Origin of the sequence: Pseudomonas sp. MWU13-2862, from assembly GCF_023242495.1 — a bacterium.
In the GTDB taxonomy this organism is placed as follows: domain Bacteria; phylum Pseudomonadota; class Gammaproteobacteria; order Pseudomonadales; family Pseudomonadaceae; genus Aquipseudomonas; species Aquipseudomonas gingeri_D.
The window spans coordinates 20,609-36,488 of record NZ_JALMEZ010000015.1 but is presented as its reverse complement, the minus strand read 5'-3'; the positions used below and the strand labels follow the sequence as shown (position 1 = coordinate 36,488).

Genomic DNA, 15,880 nt, shown 5'->3' with positions numbered 1-15,880 from the left:
GCCGACCAGCGTCGGCGCAGCTTCCCAATAGTGCTCAGGCCGACATTTCGCTGATGCCGACTTGTTCCAATGCCCAGGCTAGTTCATGCAGCTGTTTCTGCTCACTGTCTTTGATTTTCTGCAATTGCTGCCCCAGGGTCGGCGCGCCGAAAATACCGCGCGCGCCCTGGGCCGGGTCGCCCAGCCCCTTGCCGTTGCGGTCGAAGACCTGGCTGGTGGAGGTGTCGCTGTTGCCCGATTCGCGGCTGAAGATGCCCGACACGGTACTGCTGCCGAACACCCCGCCATCGCCGCCGCCAAAACCGAGGAAACCACTGGTACTGCCCGTGGTACCGCTGTCGGTACTGAACACCTGGGCGATATAGCTCGGTGCCAGCACGTTCGGGTTGATAAAGATATTGCCCAGCGGTGGCAGGCCATCTCCCGAGCTACGCTGTTCGAACAACGGCGGGAAGCCCAGCGGCGAGCCGAGGTTGCCGGTCGGGGCGACGCTGATCTGTGGCTGCAGCGGTGGGTTCGGCGCATCCGGCCGCACCACGGGCGTGTCCACGCGGAACTGCGGATCGCCGCCCAACGCGACCGTGTTGACCGCAAAGTTGTTGGAGTTGGCGAAGCCGGTCCCGGCGTTGCCGGCCAGGTCCGTGACCAGGCTGTTGTCCAGGGTGATGAAGTTGCTCGGGTCGGTGACGTTCGCCGTCGGGGTCAGGGTCGCGGTCCAGGTCTTGCCGCCATCGCGGGTGGCCAGATTGGACAGCACGCCGTTGGCCACGCTCAGCTCCGAGAGGTCGAAGTTGCTGACTTTCTCGCTGAAGGTGAAGGTCACCACGGTGGTCTGGCCGGTGGTCAGGTTCGGGTTGGCAACGCTGATGGTCGCCGTTGGCCGAATGGCATCAAGCGCGTAATTGTTGGAAATCGCGATGCTCGCCCCGGCATTGCCGGCGGTATCACTGACCAGGCTGGTGTCCAGCACGATCAGGTTGGTGGCATCGGTGACGGCCGCCGTCGGGGTCAGGGTCGCGGTCCAGGTCTTGCCGCCATCGGCGCTGGCCAGGTTGGACAGGGTGCCGTTGGGGACACTGAGCTCGGACAGGTTGAAGCCGGTCACCACTTCGCTGAAGGCGATGGTCACCGTGGTGGTCTGGCCGATACCCAGGTTGTTGTTCGCCACGGAGATGGTCGCGGTCGGACGCTGGGTGTCGACACTATAGGTGTTGGACTGGGTGCTGCCGCTGCCGGCGTTGCCCGCGCCGTCACTGACGGCCGCATTGTTCAGGGTAATGATATCGCCGGTATGAGTCACCCCGGCGGTCGCGGTCAGGGTTGCGGTCCAGGTAATCCCGCCGTCACCGCTGCTCAAACCGCTCAGGGTGCCGTCGGCGACGCTGAACGCGGCGGTTGTGAGCCCGCTGACCGCCTCGCTGAAGGTAATGGTCACCAGGGAGGTCTGGCCGATGTTCAGCGCGCTGTTGGCGACCACGATGCTCGCCGTCGGACGCTGGGTATCGATAGCGTAGTTGTTGGAGTCGGTGGTACCCGTCCCGGCGTTGCCGGCAAGGTCCATGTAAGTCGTGTTGTTGAGGCTGATCACGTTGCTGGCATGGGCGATATTGCTGGTCGGGGTAAAAGTCCCGGTCCAGGTGATACCGCCATCGCTGCTGCTCATCGTGCTCAGCGTGCCGTTGGCGACGGTCAGGTCGGCATTGCTGAAACCGGTCACCGCCTCGCTGAAGGTAATGGTCACCCCGGCGGTCTGACCGATATTCAGGGCCGAATGATCGATCACCACCGAGGCCGTCGGCGCCACGGTATCGACGCCATAGGTATTGGACAGAGTGGTGCCCGCGCCAGCATTGCCGGCGAGATCACTGACCAAGGTGTTATTCAGGCTGATCACGTCGCCGGTGTGGGTCGTGGCCGCATTCGGCGTCAGGATCGCGGTCCAGGTGATGCCGCCGTCGCTGGAACTGACCGCGCTCAGCGTACCGTCGGCGACCGTCAGATCGGCATTGCTGAAACCGGTCACCGCCTCGCTGAAGGTGATGGTCACCAGCGAGGTACCGCCGATCTTCAGGCTGTTGTTGACCACGATGCTCGCCGTCGGCCGCTGGGTGTCGACGCTATAGGTGTTGGAGTCGGTGCTGCCGCTGCCGGCGTTGCCCGCGCCGTCACTGACGGCCGCATTGTTCAGGGTAATGATATCGCCGGTATGAGTCACCCCGGCGGTCGCGGTCAGGGTCGCGGTCCAGGTAATCCCGCCGTCACCGCTGCTCAAACCGCTCAGGGTGCCGTCGGCGACGCTGAACGCGGCGGTTGTGAGCCCGCTGACCGCCTCGCTGAAGGTAATGGTCACCAGGGAGGTCTGGCCGATGCTCAGTGCACTGTTGGCGACCACGATAGTGGCCGTTGGGCGTTGGGTATCGATGGCGTATGTATTGGAGGTAGTGGTACCGCTACCAGCATTGCTTGCGCTGTCGCTGAACAGGGTGTTGTTCAAGGTGATGACATCGCCGGTATGGGTCACCCCAGGATTCGCGGTCAGGGTCGCGGTCCAGTGGGTGCCATCGACCTGGACCAGGTTGCTCAGACTGCCATCGGCGACAGTTAACGCGCCGGCGGTGAGATTGTTGACCGTCTCGCTGAAGGTGATGGTCACCAGGGAGGTGCTACCGTTGACGTTCAGCGCCGTGTTGGACACCACGATGGTCGCGGTCGGCGCCACAGTATCGACACCATAGGTATTGGACAGGGTGGTTCCCGCGCCAGCGTTGCCGGCGAGATCGCTGACCAAGGTGTTATTCAGGCTGATCACGTCGCCGGTGTGGGTCGTGGCCGCATTCGGTGTCAGGGTCGCGGTCCAGGTGATGCCGCCGTCGCTGGTGCTGACAGCGCTCAGCGTACCGTCAGCGACCGTCAGGTCGGCATTGCTGAAACCGGTCACCGCCTCGCTGAAGGTAATGGTCACCTGGGACGTGCCGCCGATATTCAGGGCCGGGTTCGCCACCACGATGCTCGCCGTCGGCCGCTGGGTGTCGATGCTGTAGTTGTTGGAGTCGGTAACACCGCTGCCGGCATTGCCCGAGGCGTTCGCCACGAGCGTGTTGTTCAGCTCGATCACGTTGCTGCTGTGGGTGATGTTGCTGGTCGGGGTGAAGGTCGCCGTCCAGGTGATGCCGCCGTCGTTGCTGGCCACGCCCGTCAATGTGCCGTTGCTGATCGTCAGGTCGGCGTTGCTGAAGCCGGTCACGGCTTCGCTGAAGGTGATGGTCACCAGCGAGGTTTCGCCGATCTTCAGGGCGTTATCCGCCACCACGATGGTCGCGGTCGGGCGCACGGTGTCGATGGTGAAGTTGCCCGAGTTGGTGATGCCGGTGCCGGCGTTGCCCGCTCCATCCTGCACACCGCTGTTGTTCAGGCTAATGAGGTTGGTGGTGTCATGAACGCCGTCGGTCGGGGTGAAGGTCGCCGTCCAGGTGACGCCACCGTCGCTCGTGCTGACAGCGGTCAGGAGGCCGTTGGGCACGCTCAGGTCATTGTTGTCGAAGCCGGTCACCGCCTCGCTGAAGGTGATGGTCACCAATGAACTCTGCCCGGCCGCCAGGGTCGGGTTGGCCATCACGATGGTTGCAGTCGGGCGCGTGCTGTCGAGGTTATAGGCATTCGAACTGGTGGTCCCGGCACCGCTATTACCGGCACCGTCGATCACCGTGCTGTTGTCCAGGACGATGTGATTGTTGTTTTGGGTGATACCCGGCACCGGCGTCAACAGCGCGGTATAGGTGATGTTGTCGCTGGTGCTCAGGCCGCTGAGGGTACCGTTGTCGGTCGTCAGGTCGGCCAGGGCCATACCGCTCACCGCCTCGCTGAAGGTAATGGTCACCGTGGAGGTGCTGCCGATACCCAGGTTGTTGTTCGACACAACGATAGTGGAGGTCGGGCGTACGCCGTCGATGGCCACGTTGTTCGACGTGGTGCTGCCGCTGCCGGCGTTGCCCGCCATGTCCTGGACCCCGGTGTTGTCCAGGGTGATGTGGTTGCTCGCGCTGACAATCGCCGCCGTCGGGGTGAAGGTCGCGGTCCAGGTGACGCCGCCGTCACTGGTCTGCACCGCGCTCAGGGTGCCATTGGACACCGCCAGGTCGGCGTTGGTGAAACCGGTCACGGCTTCGCTGAAGGTGATGGTCACCAGCGAAGTCTGGCCGATGCCCAGGTTGGTGTTGGCGAACACGACGGTGGCGTTCGGCCGCTGGGTATCGACGGCATAGGTGTTGGAGTTGGTGGTACCACTGCCGGCGTTGCCCGCGCCATCACTGACCGCGGTGTTGTTCAGGGCAATGACATCGCCGGTATGGGTGACCCCGGGGGTTGCCGTCAGGGTTGCGGTCCAGGTGGTGCCACCGTCACTGCTGCTCAAGTTGCTCAGGGCACCGTCGGCGACCGTGAAAGCGCCGGCCGTGAGCCCAGTGACCGCCTCGCTGAAGGTAATGGTCACCAGGGACGTGTTACCGCCGATGTTCAGCGCTGTATCGGACACCACGATGGTCGCGGTTGGTCGCACGGTGTCGACGACGTAGGTGTTGGAGGTGGTCGTGCCGGTACCGGCGTTGGTCGCGGTATCGGTATAGAGGGTGTTGTCCAGGGTGATGACGTTGCCGCTGCTGTTGTTGCTCGCGCTCGGCGTCAGGGTCGCGGTCCAGTGGATATTGTCGCTGGTGGTCAGGTTGCTCAGGGTGCCATTGGACGCCGTCATGTCGGCCAGGCTGAAACTGCTCACCGCTTCGCTGAAGGTAATGTTCACCGTCGAGTTGACCGTGGTGCTCAGCGTAGGCGCGACCACCGAGACGGTCGCGGTCGGACGCACGGTATCGATGGCATAGTTGTTGGACGAGGTGGTGCCGGTTCCCGGTGTACCCGTCGACGTGGAGGTGACGCCGGTATTGTCGAGGACAATATGGTTGGTGGCGCTGGTCACGCTCGAGTTCGGTGTAAAGGTCGCGGTGTAGGTGATGTTGTCGCTGGTATTCAGGGTGCCCAGGGTACCGTTGCTAATCGTCAGGTCGGCGCTGGTAAAGCCGGTCACTGCCTGGTTGAAGGTAATGGTCACCAGCGAGGTGCTGCCGATATGCTGCGCGGTGTTGGTCACCACGATGGTCGCGGTCGGCGCCGGCGCATAGGCGGTGTTGAGCGTACCGCCGTCGTTGAAGATATTGTTCACCGCCGCCACGCTGGCGCCGGTACTGCCGCCGCCCAGCGCCGGACCACCGGAGCCGCTGCCACCGACGTTGCCGGTCATCGCCGCGAAGTTGGCGGCGGTCATCAACAACGTGCCTTTGTTCCAGATCGCGCCGACGCCTTTGCCGGCCGCGCCACCGGAGTCGGCGGAGCCGCCCAGGCCACCGCCGCCACCACCACCGCCGCCAGCCGCGATGTTGCCGGAAATCACCGAAGTGCCGACGATGGTCAGGGTACCGGTACTGGCGTTGTAGATACCGCCGCTGGCCGAGGCACCGGCCCGGCCGGCTTTGTCCCAGCCGGAACCGCCGCCACCACCGCCAATCGAGATAGTGCCGTTGTTCGCCGTGCCGCCGGCCCCACCGTTACTGTAGTTGGCGGCGCCTATACCGCCCGCGCCGCCGGTGCTGCTCCCCCCCTTGCCACCCATGTAGTTGGGGTTGTAGCCGCCGCCGGTACCGCCATGGTTAGCGGTGCCGGAGGTACCGCCATAGACCCCCGTACCGAAGCCCGAGCTACCACCATGACCACCATTCTGTCCGCCAAGAGCACCACCGCCGCCGCCGCCACCACCAACCGCGCCGCCGACGTAGGGCGCCGTGACCCCGCCGCCGCCGCCGCCGCCCGAGGCCGCGTTGCTGGTCACCGTGACATTGTTCAGGGTCAGGTTACCGGCGTTGACAATACCGCCGCCCATCGCCGCGGTGCCGTCGACCCCGGCCGCCGCGCCATTGCCCACCGCCAACCCCTGGGTAATGACCAGCCCGTCCAGGGTCGCGGTGACCCCGGAATTGACCATGAGCACCTGGGTCTTGTATTGCCCGCTGAGGGTTACATCGGGTGTGCCGTTGTGGTCCAGGTCACCTTCGATGGTGAGGTTCTTGCTGATGATCAGTTGCGAATTCAGGTTGACCGTCATGCTGGCGTTGAAGGTAACGATATCGCCCGCCACCGCGCTGCTCAGGGCCGAACGCAGTGAACCGACGCCACTGTCAAGGTTGCTGGTCACGGTAATGGTCGACAGGCCGTACTGGTAGGCCGCCATGGCGTCGGCCGACAGTACGTTGTGGCTTTCGATGGTACCGGTGGCGATTTCCAGGGTCCAATCGCCCCCCAGGCCAGTGCGGTTGGTCGATGCCGCGATATCGCGCCCGGTGTATTGCGCCAGAGAGTCGACAAAGCCCAGGCCGGTGGCACCCTCGGCGGTATTACAGGCGTAGATCAGGATATCGCCGCCGACATTCATGTCATTGCCGATACGCGCCAATATGTCGGCCCGCGCCGCGACGTTGGTCGACGAAAGGTAGGTGCTGCCCAGCCACAGGTCGCCCGAGTTGCCGTGGGCGATGATTTCCACGGTGCTCACGCCCTGATGGGTGTCCAGGTAATCAGCAATCTGTTGCAGGCCGTCCTTGCCGGCCTGCAACACCACCACCTGGGTGCCGGGCGCGACGCCCTTGAGCAGGGCACTGAAATCCTGGACCCGGGAGTCGACGAAGACCACCGACTGGCCGGGTACGGCGGCCGGCGCCGGGGTCGGCGTGGCATCGGATTGCGGGTGGGCATCGGCGGGCGCGGTCGCATGATCGGTGGCCGGCGCCTTCGCCGCATCGGCGGTCGCGTGATTGGCCGGCTGTGCGGCCTCGGCCACGGTGGCGGCCACGGCACCGTCGAACAGCATGCGCGGCTCGAGCGGAATGATCATGGGTGAAACCAGGGTTCTCACACCTTCAGCCCGCGATTTCTGTTTGCTCCACCACATGCTTCACCTGCACTCGAGCACCTGCGCGCCCAAAGGATTTTTATCGGGATAAAAAGCCGCGATCAACTGACCGCGGTATTGGTTTTCATGCGAATAACATTGGCGGCGCTGGCTGAACCATCGTTCCAGAACGACAACTGCGCATATTTTTCGAACAGGTCCGGCGGCAGGATCGTGCGCCGTGGCTCCATGGCCACCTTGGGCTTGACCTTGTGCAGGCCAGCGACCCCGAGGGCCTGGTCGAATGCCGGAGCGTCATACACCAGATGGTCGAAATCGTGCTCGAACCAGGGCTCGCCAATAAAGTCGTAGACCAGCCGCAACACCCGCTCCGGCGCCTGGGACAGCAGGTCGTAGTCGACCAGCAACACGGAGTCGGCGTGTTCGCCGTAATAGGCTTCCTTGAGCGCGGTCCAGGCGAACCCCACCAGGCGATTGCGCTGGGCCAGGGTTTCGCAACGGCTGTAGACGGTGTTGCGCTCGACTTCGTCGTTGAACAGCTTGGTGTTCTCGAAGGGGTTGGCGCGATACAGCCGCTCAAGACTGTCCATGACCCAGGCGACATTGCGCACGCAGGCGATGACCTTGGACTGGGGGAACAGGTCCATCAGCGCGGGCAGGCGCGCCGACCACTGGCGATTGGTATCGAAGACCACAGATTGCTCGGTCTTGTCGGCGTAATAGGACTCGAACAGGCCGCGCAACAGACGGCGGCGCATATCGGTGTCGATCACCGCGCCGAACTCGCTGCCGGCACTGCACTGTTCCAGCACGCTGTTGAACAGGGTGCCGACCGGGCTGCTCATGCCGGCATGAAAGCGGGGATTCTGGAGAAGAATGGCGGACAGCAGGGTTGACCCTGAGCGCGGCAAACCGGAGACAAAGTGAAAACTACGCAATCCCTTCACCCTAGACGGAAGTCCATTTGTAGGACAAAGCGTAGCCTAAAGGGAATATTTCACACTAGTAGTATTTTGATATCAACCATCTACATTTTAAGTCTAAAAACCCATAAACAGAGACGTTTATAGGCCTTTAATACGACTTTATAGCTCTAAATCAGGCCTATTGCGGTGAGTCATCACTACACGAAGGGTGACAGACCTCATATAAAACCGCCTGGGTGTCGCCACCGGCATGCTGGTCAATTTTTCGCCAATTGTCCGGAATCGACGGGAATTCATCCGGTGCCACGCGGCTCATCACCAGCCAGACCCGGCCATTGCCCTGGGGCAGGTCGTCCAGGCGATCAAGGTAGACGCCAGCGTTTTCATCGACGAGCGTACCGAAACCATAGTTGTTGGGTCGGGTCGACACGCCCTTGGCAGTGGGCGGCGTGTACAGCCGTGGCGCGGTGGCGCTCTTGTCGTAGTAGCCCCAGGTGAGCAGCCAGAACATATCGCCCAGCACCACCTGGTCGCCGGCGACGGTGTGCTGGTTCATGTACTCGACCATATTGTTGAACTGATCGCCGGCGTCGACGGTGTAGTTGTTCTTCAGGCCCACGCCCTCCACCGCCAGGACCGCCAGCAGCAGCAACACGGCCAGGACCTTGAAGCGCCGCGCCAGGCGGTCGATGGCCAGGGCCAGGATAATCGGCAGGCCGAGCGCCGGCACGGTCAGGTAACGCTCGATAAACACCGGCGAGGCAAACGAAATGGCGAACACCAGCAGCAATGGCAGGGCGCTGTAGATCACCAGCAGCGTGTCGAAGCGGTAGCGGCTGCGATCACTCCAGACGAGGAATGTCATCACGGCCACCATCACGCCCGGCAAGGTGACGAACAGCCACAGCGGCATGCCTTCGCCGTCGTCCTGGGCCATCAGTTGCCAGAGCATCGACGGCAGCGAGCGCAAGGTGACCGGCGGCTCCCAGCCGACATCGCCACCGACCTTCAACTCCTCCATATGCCGCACCAGGTCGATCAGCCCCGGCAGCCAGGGCAGGAACAACAGCACGATCGCCACATTGGCCAACCACCACTCGCGGCGCGCGATGTGACGGTGTGCACTGCCGGGCTGCGGGCGGATCACCAGCAGATAGAGCCAGTGCGACAACACGCACAACGCCGAAAAGTAGTGGGTATAGAAGGCGGCCGCCATCAGCAGCGCATAGATCACCAGATAACGCTGGCGCGCGGGCTCACGAACCCAATACACCAGGGCAATGGTAGCCCCCAGCAGCCACACGCCCATCAGCGAATACATGCGTATTTCCTGGCTGTAGCGTACGGCCGTGGGCAGCAGGGTCAGCAGCAGGCAGGTCAGCATCGTGACCCGCCGGTTGGCGACCAGGTGCGCCAGCCAGGTACCGAGCAGCACCGTGATCACCCCGGGCACCGCACTCATCATGCGGATCGACAGGATCGAGTCGCCGAACAGGCCGATCCAGACATGCAGCAGCATGAAATACAGCGGCGGATGGACATCGTGGGACGCATGGGACCAGATGCCGGCCAGCGGGAACTGGGCCAGCAGCAGGCTGGAGCCTTCGTCGCCCCAGATCGCCGAGGCCGTCAGTTCATAAAGACGTAACGCCACGGCCAATAGCAGGAGGGCTATCAGCCAGGGTTCGCGAAGCAACTGGACAAGGGATTGCGGATGCGTGACAGGCTGACCGTAAAGTCGTTTTGCTACTTCATCATTGCTCGGAACGCCCATCACCATCCTCTAGAAATCGACAACTGCACCCGCCTGGGGGGGTATGACGCGGTGATTGTAGGCTAGAACGATACCGCCTTGCCTGACTGTTCCCATCACGACCTTGAGCATGCAAAAAACCCGGCGCTGGCCAGGACAGCGTCTACGCTTCAGGACGGTGCACAGCAGACCCGGACCGGCGGCCTACGCAGCCCGTCCAACGGGCAAGGCACTTCACTTACACACAGCTGAAGGATAAGGATCTATGGACGTATTTCTCGGCAGTATCCAGATGTTCGGCTTCAACTTCGCCCCTAACGGTTGGGCGCTCTGCAACGGCCAGTTGCTCAATATCCAGCAGTACAATGCGTTGTTCGCCTTGTTGGGAACGACCTACGGTGGCAATGGCCAGCAGAGCTTCGGCCTGCCCAACCTGCAAAGCCGCCTGCCCATTGCCCAGGGCACCGGACTGGGCCTGACGACCCGGGTAATGGGTGAAGCCAGCGGCACCGAACACGTCTCCATCCTGGGCAGCAACCTGCCGCCGCAAGCGATCCCCACCACCGGCCTGACCGTCAGCACCACCATCAACCTGGCGAGCGTCGCCAGCAATCCGGTCACCGCACCGACCACCACCAATGCCTATATCGGTGCATCCGTCCCTGGCGGGCCGCCCTCGGCCGCGATCTACTCCGACGCGCAAGGCACCTCGCCGGTCGCCCTGAAAGGCGCCACCACCACCATCGGCGGAACCCTGGCCATACCCGGCAGCGGCGTGCCCGTGGGAACGATGAATCCGTATCTGGTGGTGAACTTCAGCATCGCCCTGCAAGGGCTGTTCCCTTCCCGTAACTGATCAGGAACGCGCGCTTGAAGGCGCCACAAAACCTGTAGGAGCCGGGCCTGTCAGGTCGCCGCACCGCCGCGAAGCTTTTGGTGCTCTCACGGGCCTCTTCGCGAGCAAGCTCTGCTCCTACAGGGACCGTGTTTGGCCTTGATTGAGCGGTATTGAGCCAAATGCCCTGATGCTTGCCGCGTATGACGGAGAATATCGATGCTGCAACAAGTTTCAAGTGAACACTTCCAGTTGCTGATGAAACAGCACTGCCCGCTGCACCTGCCCGACGGCAGCCTGCTGCCGATCGAGATCGAATCGATCGCGCTGCGCCCGCAATCGCGTCTGCCGGAAAGCAGCCGGATTCCCTTCAACGTGGTGTTGCGCAGCCTGGAACCGACGGAGTTCGTCGACGGCCTGTGCGCCCTGGAGTTACCGCAGTTGGGCCGCGTAGACGCCGTCTTCGTGTCCCGCGAGCCGCCCCTGGGCCGTGATCCGGCCCTGGGTTATTTCAATATCGCTTTCAACTGAACCCCGGGTACCAGATCAAGCGCTCAGCCCCTGGCGAGCTCTCTTCGACCCGAAACCCCAGCGCCAGGTAATGCTGGCGCGCCTGGGGATTACTCGCCCAGACCACCGTCGCCACCGGGCAGCGCACCTGCTCGGCGGCCTTCTGCACCCCTTGCAGCACGCTACGACCAAAACCCTGGCCACGGGCCGCCGGGATAAACGCCAGGTACAGCACGCGGATTTCGTTGGGGCCGAAGTCGGCGCTGAGCACGCCGATGGGGGTGTCGAGCTTTTCCACCACGTAGTGTATCGCATCGGGGAAGTGCTCGCCGATCCCATGCTCCTGCACCTGGAATTGCTGGGCGACCACTTGTTCGACCACCTCGGGATCGGCGTCGATCCACTGCAACTCGGGCCGGGCCGACTTATAGAGACTCTGCAGAAAAGGCCCATCGGTAGGCCGTGAGGGCCGCATGGACAAACCGGCGGCAGACGCATTGTTCAACATCGGTTGTACTCCCTGAACCGTTGTACTGACTAGAAACCACTCTCCCGCACGCCCAGGGCGGCCATGCGCCGCCAGGCCGTGCCCAACAGTGACTCACTGCGTCCCTGCAACACCGCTACACCGCGCAGTGGATGGCTGGGCGTCGGCATATCCTCGAGCAACCGCAAGCGGGCGCCGTACTGCGCCTGCACCGGCTCCGGACGACGGTTTTCGTCGCGGCGCACGGCAATCGGGCCGTGATGATCGGAGGTCAGCGCCTCCTGGTCGATGGCTGCCACACCGTTGGCGTCGACGTCCAGCAACTCCACCGGCCAGGCCGGGCGCATCGGGTCATCCGCGACAAAACGCCCTTTCGCCCCCGGCGCAACCCGCCACAAGTCCTCTTCGGCCAGATAACCACGCATACGGGTGCCACCCTCGACCACCCGCGCCAGCGGCTCCTTGGTCGAAACCCAGCGCCCGACCGCCAATTGCGGCATCAGGTCGCGCACCTGGCCGGCCTGGGGTGCCTTGAGCAACAAACGCTCACGACGGGCCTGCAACCCCCGGTATTCGGCCACGGCCTCCGCCAGCCGCTGTTCGAGAATACCGACATCCGCCGCGGTCTCGCTGCGTCCGGCCTGGCGGCGCATCTGCAATTGGAGGATATCGATTTCACGGCGCACGATGATCAAGCGCGAGTCGACGTCCGGCGACTCCAGCTCCACCAGCACCGTGCCCGCCTCGATCATCTGCCCATCATGCACATTGACCTGCTTGACCCGCGCGGCAACCGGCGCGTGCAGGGCCGTGACCCGCCCGGCTTCCAGCATCACCGGTATTTCCACGCTGCTGCGCCAGGGCACCACCACCAGTAACAGCAGCGCCAGCAGACACAAGCCGCTGAGCAACACCCGTGGGGTATGCGCCTGCTCACGTCGCGACCACCATTCGCGGGTCTCCTTGAAAATCGGCAGGAAGATGAACCAACCCAGTTCCACCATCATCAGGAAGATGCCCAGCAATTTGAAGAAGAGGTGATAGACCGCCAGGGCGATCCCGAAAAACAGTGCCGCGCGCCACAACCAGGAGAGGAAGCCCCACCACAGCAGGCGTCGGCGCATGGCCGGCGGCCAGGGTTCCGGGGCCGGCTCGTCATAGCCGAACAAGGCCTCGCGCAAGCGCCAGCGGCACAGGGCAAAGGCCCGGCCCTGAAGGTTGTCGATTTCCCAGAAGTCGCTGAGCAGAAAATAACCATCGAAACGCATGAACGGGTTGAGGTTGACCGCCAGGGTGGTCAGCCAGGTGGCGCTGGCGAGCATGAACGCCGCCGTGCGCGCCGGCCCATCCGGTAACAGCGACCAGGCCAGCAGGGCGATACAGGCCAACAGCATCTCGGCCATGACCCCGCCGGCCCCGATCAATAATCGCGCCTTGCGGTCGTTGATCCGCCAGGCGTCGCTGACGTCGGTGTAGAACAGCGGCAGCATGACCATGAAGGCCACGCCCATGCTCTGCACCCGACACCCCGCGCGCTTGGCCATGAAGGCATGGCCGAACTCGTGGCAGAGCTTGGCGAAGAACAGCGCGATGCCAAAGGCCATGGCCCCGCCGAGGCTGAACAGGTGCGGGAAGGTCGAGAGAAAACGCTCCCAGTCCCGCGAAACCAGGAATACCCCGAGCCCCAGGGTGGCCGGCAAACCGTAGCGCAGCAGGCGCGGGCCGAAGCGTTGCAGCCAGGGCCAGGCGCGATTGAGGAAGGCATCTGGGCGCCACAGGGGAATGCGGAAAAACAGATATTGATGCAGCGCCATCTGCCACAGGCTCTGGCGCGACGCGGCGGCTTTCCAGGCATAGCTGGCACGCTGTTGCGGGTCCAGCGAGGCGATCAGGTCATGGGAACGCAAAAAGCCCAGCAACTGCTCCAGCTCCGGGTCGCCCAGGGGCAGGCCCGGTTCGCGGTTCGCCGCTTGCAGCACCTGCGTCGGATCACCCAGCGACCAATGCCGCAGCAAACGCATGGCCTGGACACCGAGCTTGAAATAACGCCCGCGCACCGGGTCGGCCAGGGTCCAGCGCGGCGAGCCATCCAACGCCGGGGCGGCCGCGGTGAGCTGCAGATCCGCGCGCAGGCTGGGCAGGTTCATTACAGCCCGACGCTCTGGCGCAGCCCGGCCAAGGGCCGGCGCAGCAGGTACAAGGCCAGCGGCGCGCGCTGGCCGAAGAGTTTCGCCGTGCCGCGCAAGCCGATACGCGGTACCGGGGTATCGGTGAAGCTGGCATCCAGGCGATAGGCCAACTGCCCGGCTGGGGTCGATTGCGCCTCGTAGGCCACCCGCTCCAGCTTGGCCGAGTAACGCTGCAAGGGGTCGCTGTCGAGGAACAACGCGACTTCGGCGTCGGACGTCAGGGCAATGGCGTCGCCGACCGCCAGTTCAATGCGCAGTTCGGCCTGGCTCGGGTCGGCGATTTCCATCAGCCGCTCACCGGTCTGCACCGGCTTGCCGGTCCAGCGTTCGGCGTCGGCGAACACCGCGATACCGTCACGCTCGGCGCGCACTTCGCTGCGTTTGAGCAATTCGGCGGCGTAATCGCGTTCGGCGCGCTTCTGCTCGACCCGCGCCGCCAGTAAATCGATCTTCGAACTCGACTCTGCATCGGCAAAGGCGCGCTGGGCATTGGCCTTCAATTCGGCTTCGGCCACGCCCAGGGCACGTTGGGCCACATCGGCCTGGGCCTTGAGGGTGGTGCTTTCGAAACGTACCAGCAGGTCGCCGGTTTTCACTGTCTGGTTCGGTTTGACCAGGAATTCGGCGATCACCCCATCCAGCGGGGCCGCCACCACCCGGCCGGCCAGCGGCACGACTTCCGCCGGCGCCAGCACCGACTGGCGCACTGGAATCAACAGGCTCAGCAGCGCCAGGACCACCAGCAACGCCTGGCGCTTGCGGGTGAAACGCAAACGCCATGGCCGGCGGGGCTGCAAGGCGAGCCAGGCATGGCTGTAGGTGTCGCCCAATTGCGCCAGCAGCACCTGCTCGGAAGGGCTCCAGGGATTGTCGCGGGCCAGCCAGAGGCCGCCGAAGACCTCGCCCTTGTGATCGAGCAGCGGCAGCCAGAACACCTGGGGCGCCGACAGGCTCTGCCAGTCCTCGCGCACCGAAGCGGTGAAGGCGTCCATCGGCACCACGGTCGCCGGCTTGGCCCGTTCCAGCTTGAAAATCTGCGCCACGGCGTGTTCGACGAAGGCGACAAACGGCGCATTCGGTTCCACCGAGCTGACCCCGGTGACCGCCCGCACCTTACCGGCGATCAGCAGGGCAGCGTGGCGAAAGCCAAACAGCGCCTGGCCGTCGTTGACCAGGCTATAAGCCAGCTGTTCGGTGGTGCGGGCAGCGCGGGTCACGCGTTCAAGGTCGAGGAACTGGGCGAACACCCGCTCCACGGCACCCGCTACCGGTGCGTTCATTTCAGCGCCTCGAAGCGCGCGGTGCCGCTCATGCCCGCCAACAGGCCGTCGGCCTTGGGCAGGCTGGCCACCAGCAACAGGGTCTGGCTGCCTTCATCGATCCGCGCGCCCAGGCGTTTGATGGTGGCAGTCAGTGGCTGCCCGGTTTCATCCGGGACAAAACTGAAAGTCTGGCCGGCCTTGAGCTTGCCCATCCAGCGCGACGGCACCAGCAGGTGGATTTCCAGGGTACGGTTGTCGACGATCTCCAGCATCGGCGACCCGGCCGAGACGCTTTCATAGCGCTGGACCTTGCGCTGCACGACCTGGCCGTCATAGGGCGCAATCACGCTGCAACGCCTGACCTGCACCTGGTAGACCTGGGACTGGGCCTGGGTTTCGGCGAGCTTGGCCTCGGCGCGGGCCACTTCGAAGCGGCCGACGGAGTTCAACGAAGCCAACTGTTTATTGTGGGCCAGCTCTTCACTGGCACCGCGGCTGGCGGCCTGGGCGGCATTGAGCTGGGCCTGATAGGCCGAGCAGTCGAACCGCGCCAGGGTGTCGCCCTGCTTGAAGGTTTCACCTTCACTGAACGGTAACTCGACGATACGCCCCGACAGCTCGCTGGCGAGCATCGCCTGGTCACGGGCGCGCAACACGCCACGGGCCTCGCTCGCGGCGACGGCATGGGTCGCTGCAGCATTATTATTGTTATCCAACAGCGGGTCAGTCTCGGCCGGCGTCTGCGCCTGAGCCAGGCACGCCATGCAGGACAACCCAAACACACCCAACCGCAAACACCACATATTAAGGGACTCCTTGTCGGACAATCGCGAGTCTACGGCAGCCGTATCAAGCGTCAAGCCAATTGCCACTATGTTTATCGAACGACCGGGCGGTCGCCGATGTGCGGCAGATCACAGGCTGCAACGCCGTGCTGGGTACAAGCATAGGTGTTGTGGCCCGGCT

At 63.9% G+C, this 15,880-nt stretch carries 9 protein-coding genes; 2 read left to right on the top strand and 7 right to left on the bottom strand.

The annotated features are described in order from the left end of the window. Positions 1-34: 34 nt before the first annotated feature. The 3 genes from M5C56_RS24735 to M5C56_RS24725 form a co-directional block, all read right to left on the bottom strand. Complete coding sequence (locus tag M5C56_RS24735; protein ID WP_247263346.1) at positions 35-6,934, bottom strand: Ig-like domain-containing protein; 6,900 nt, start codon at positions 6,932-6,934, stop codon at positions 35-37. A 119-nt stretch (positions 6,935-7,053) separates the two neighbouring features. Further along, positions 7,054-7,899, bottom strand: coding sequence for a sulfotransferase (locus tag M5C56_RS24730; protein ID WP_103498491.1), 846 nt, complete (start codon positions 7,897-7,899; stop codon positions 7,054-7,056). Between the two features lie 157 nt (positions 7,900-8,056). Further along, positions 8,057-9,652, bottom strand: a complete 1,596-nt coding sequence (locus M5C56_RS24725; RefSeq protein ID WP_103498490.1) for a glycosyltransferase family 39 protein — start codon at positions 9,650-9,652, stop codon at positions 8,057-8,059. Between the two features lie 244 nt (positions 9,653-9,896). Between M5C56_RS24725 and M5C56_RS24720 the strand changes: the two genes are divergently transcribed. Together M5C56_RS24720 and M5C56_RS24715 are read left to right on the top strand one after the other, a co-directional pair. Next, positions 9,897-10,487: a tail fiber protein gene (locus M5C56_RS24720; RefSeq protein ID WP_103498489.1), complete on the top strand. Its 591-nt coding sequence runs from the start codon at positions 9,897-9,899 to the stop codon at positions 10,485-10,487. A 198-nt stretch (positions 10,488-10,685) separates the two neighbouring features. Beyond that, positions 10,686-10,997, top strand: a complete 312-nt coding sequence (locus M5C56_RS24715; RefSeq protein ID WP_103498488.1) for a hypothetical protein — start codon at positions 10,686-10,688, stop codon at positions 10,995-10,997. On the opposite strand, the gene M5C56_RS24710 is transcribed toward M5C56_RS24715, so the two are convergent. The 4 genes from M5C56_RS24710 to M5C56_RS24695 are packed head-to-tail and all read right to left on the bottom strand — an operon-like array spanning position 10,990 to position 15,717. Next, the gene (locus tag M5C56_RS24710) at positions 10,990-11,484 is read right to left on the bottom strand and encodes a GNAT family N-acetyltransferase (RefSeq protein ID WP_103498487.1); all 495 of its coding nucleotides are present in this window, start codon (positions 11,482-11,484) and stop codon (positions 10,990-10,992) included. The two genes, M5C56_RS24715 and M5C56_RS24710, sit on opposite strands and share 8 nt — an antisense overlap. Positions 11,485-11,513: 29 nt before the next feature. Next, positions 11,514-13,610: a biotin/lipoyl-binding protein gene (locus M5C56_RS24705; protein ID WP_103498486.1), complete on the bottom strand. Its 2,097-nt coding sequence runs from the start codon at positions 13,608-13,610 to the stop codon at positions 11,514-11,516. Next, complete coding sequence (locus tag M5C56_RS24700) at positions 13,610-14,932, bottom strand: HlyD family efflux transporter periplasmic adaptor subunit (protein ID WP_103498485.1); 1,323 nt, start codon at positions 14,930-14,932, stop codon at positions 13,610-13,612. The genes M5C56_RS24705 and M5C56_RS24700 overlap by 1 nt, the downstream gene beginning before the upstream one ends. Further along, a complete protein-coding gene (locus M5C56_RS24695; RefSeq protein ID WP_103498484.1) occupies positions 14,929-15,717 on the bottom strand; it encodes an efflux RND transporter periplasmic adaptor subunit in 789 nt (262 codons plus the stop codon). Before M5C56_RS24695 ends, M5C56_RS24700 begins: the two co-directional genes overlap by 4 nt. Positions 15,718-15,880: the final 163 nt, after the last annotated feature.

Coding starts and splice junctions, on each gene's coding strand:
- M5C56_RS24735 (WP_247263346.1), bottom strand. CDS start 6,934: ATGATCATTCCGCTCGAGCCGCGCATGCTGTTCGACGGTGCCGTGGCC.
- M5C56_RS24725 (WP_103498490.1), bottom strand. CDS start 9,652: ATGGGCGTTCCGAGCAATGATGAAGTAGCAAAACGACTTTACGGTCAG.
- M5C56_RS24720 (WP_103498489.1), top strand. CDS start 9,897: ATGGACGTATTTCTCGGCAGTATCCAGATGTTCGGCTTCAACTTCGCC.
- M5C56_RS24715 (WP_103498488.1), top strand. CDS start 10,686: ATGCTGCAACAAGTTTCAAGTGAACACTTCCAGTTGCTGATGAAACAG.
- M5C56_RS24710 (WP_103498487.1), bottom strand. CDS start 11,484: ATGTTGAACAATGCGTCTGCCGCCGGTTTGTCCATGCGGCCCTCACGG.
- M5C56_RS24705 (WP_103498486.1), bottom strand. CDS start 13,610: ATGAACCTGCCCAGCCTGCGCGCGGATCTGCAGCTCACCGCGGCCGCC.
- M5C56_RS24700 (WP_103498485.1), bottom strand. CDS start 14,932: ATGAACGCACCGGTAGCGGGTGCCGTGGAGCGGGTGTTCGCCCAGTTC.
- M5C56_RS24695 (WP_103498484.1), bottom strand. CDS start 15,717: ATGTGGTGTTTGCGGTTGGGTGTGTTTGGGTTGTCCTGCATGGCGTGC.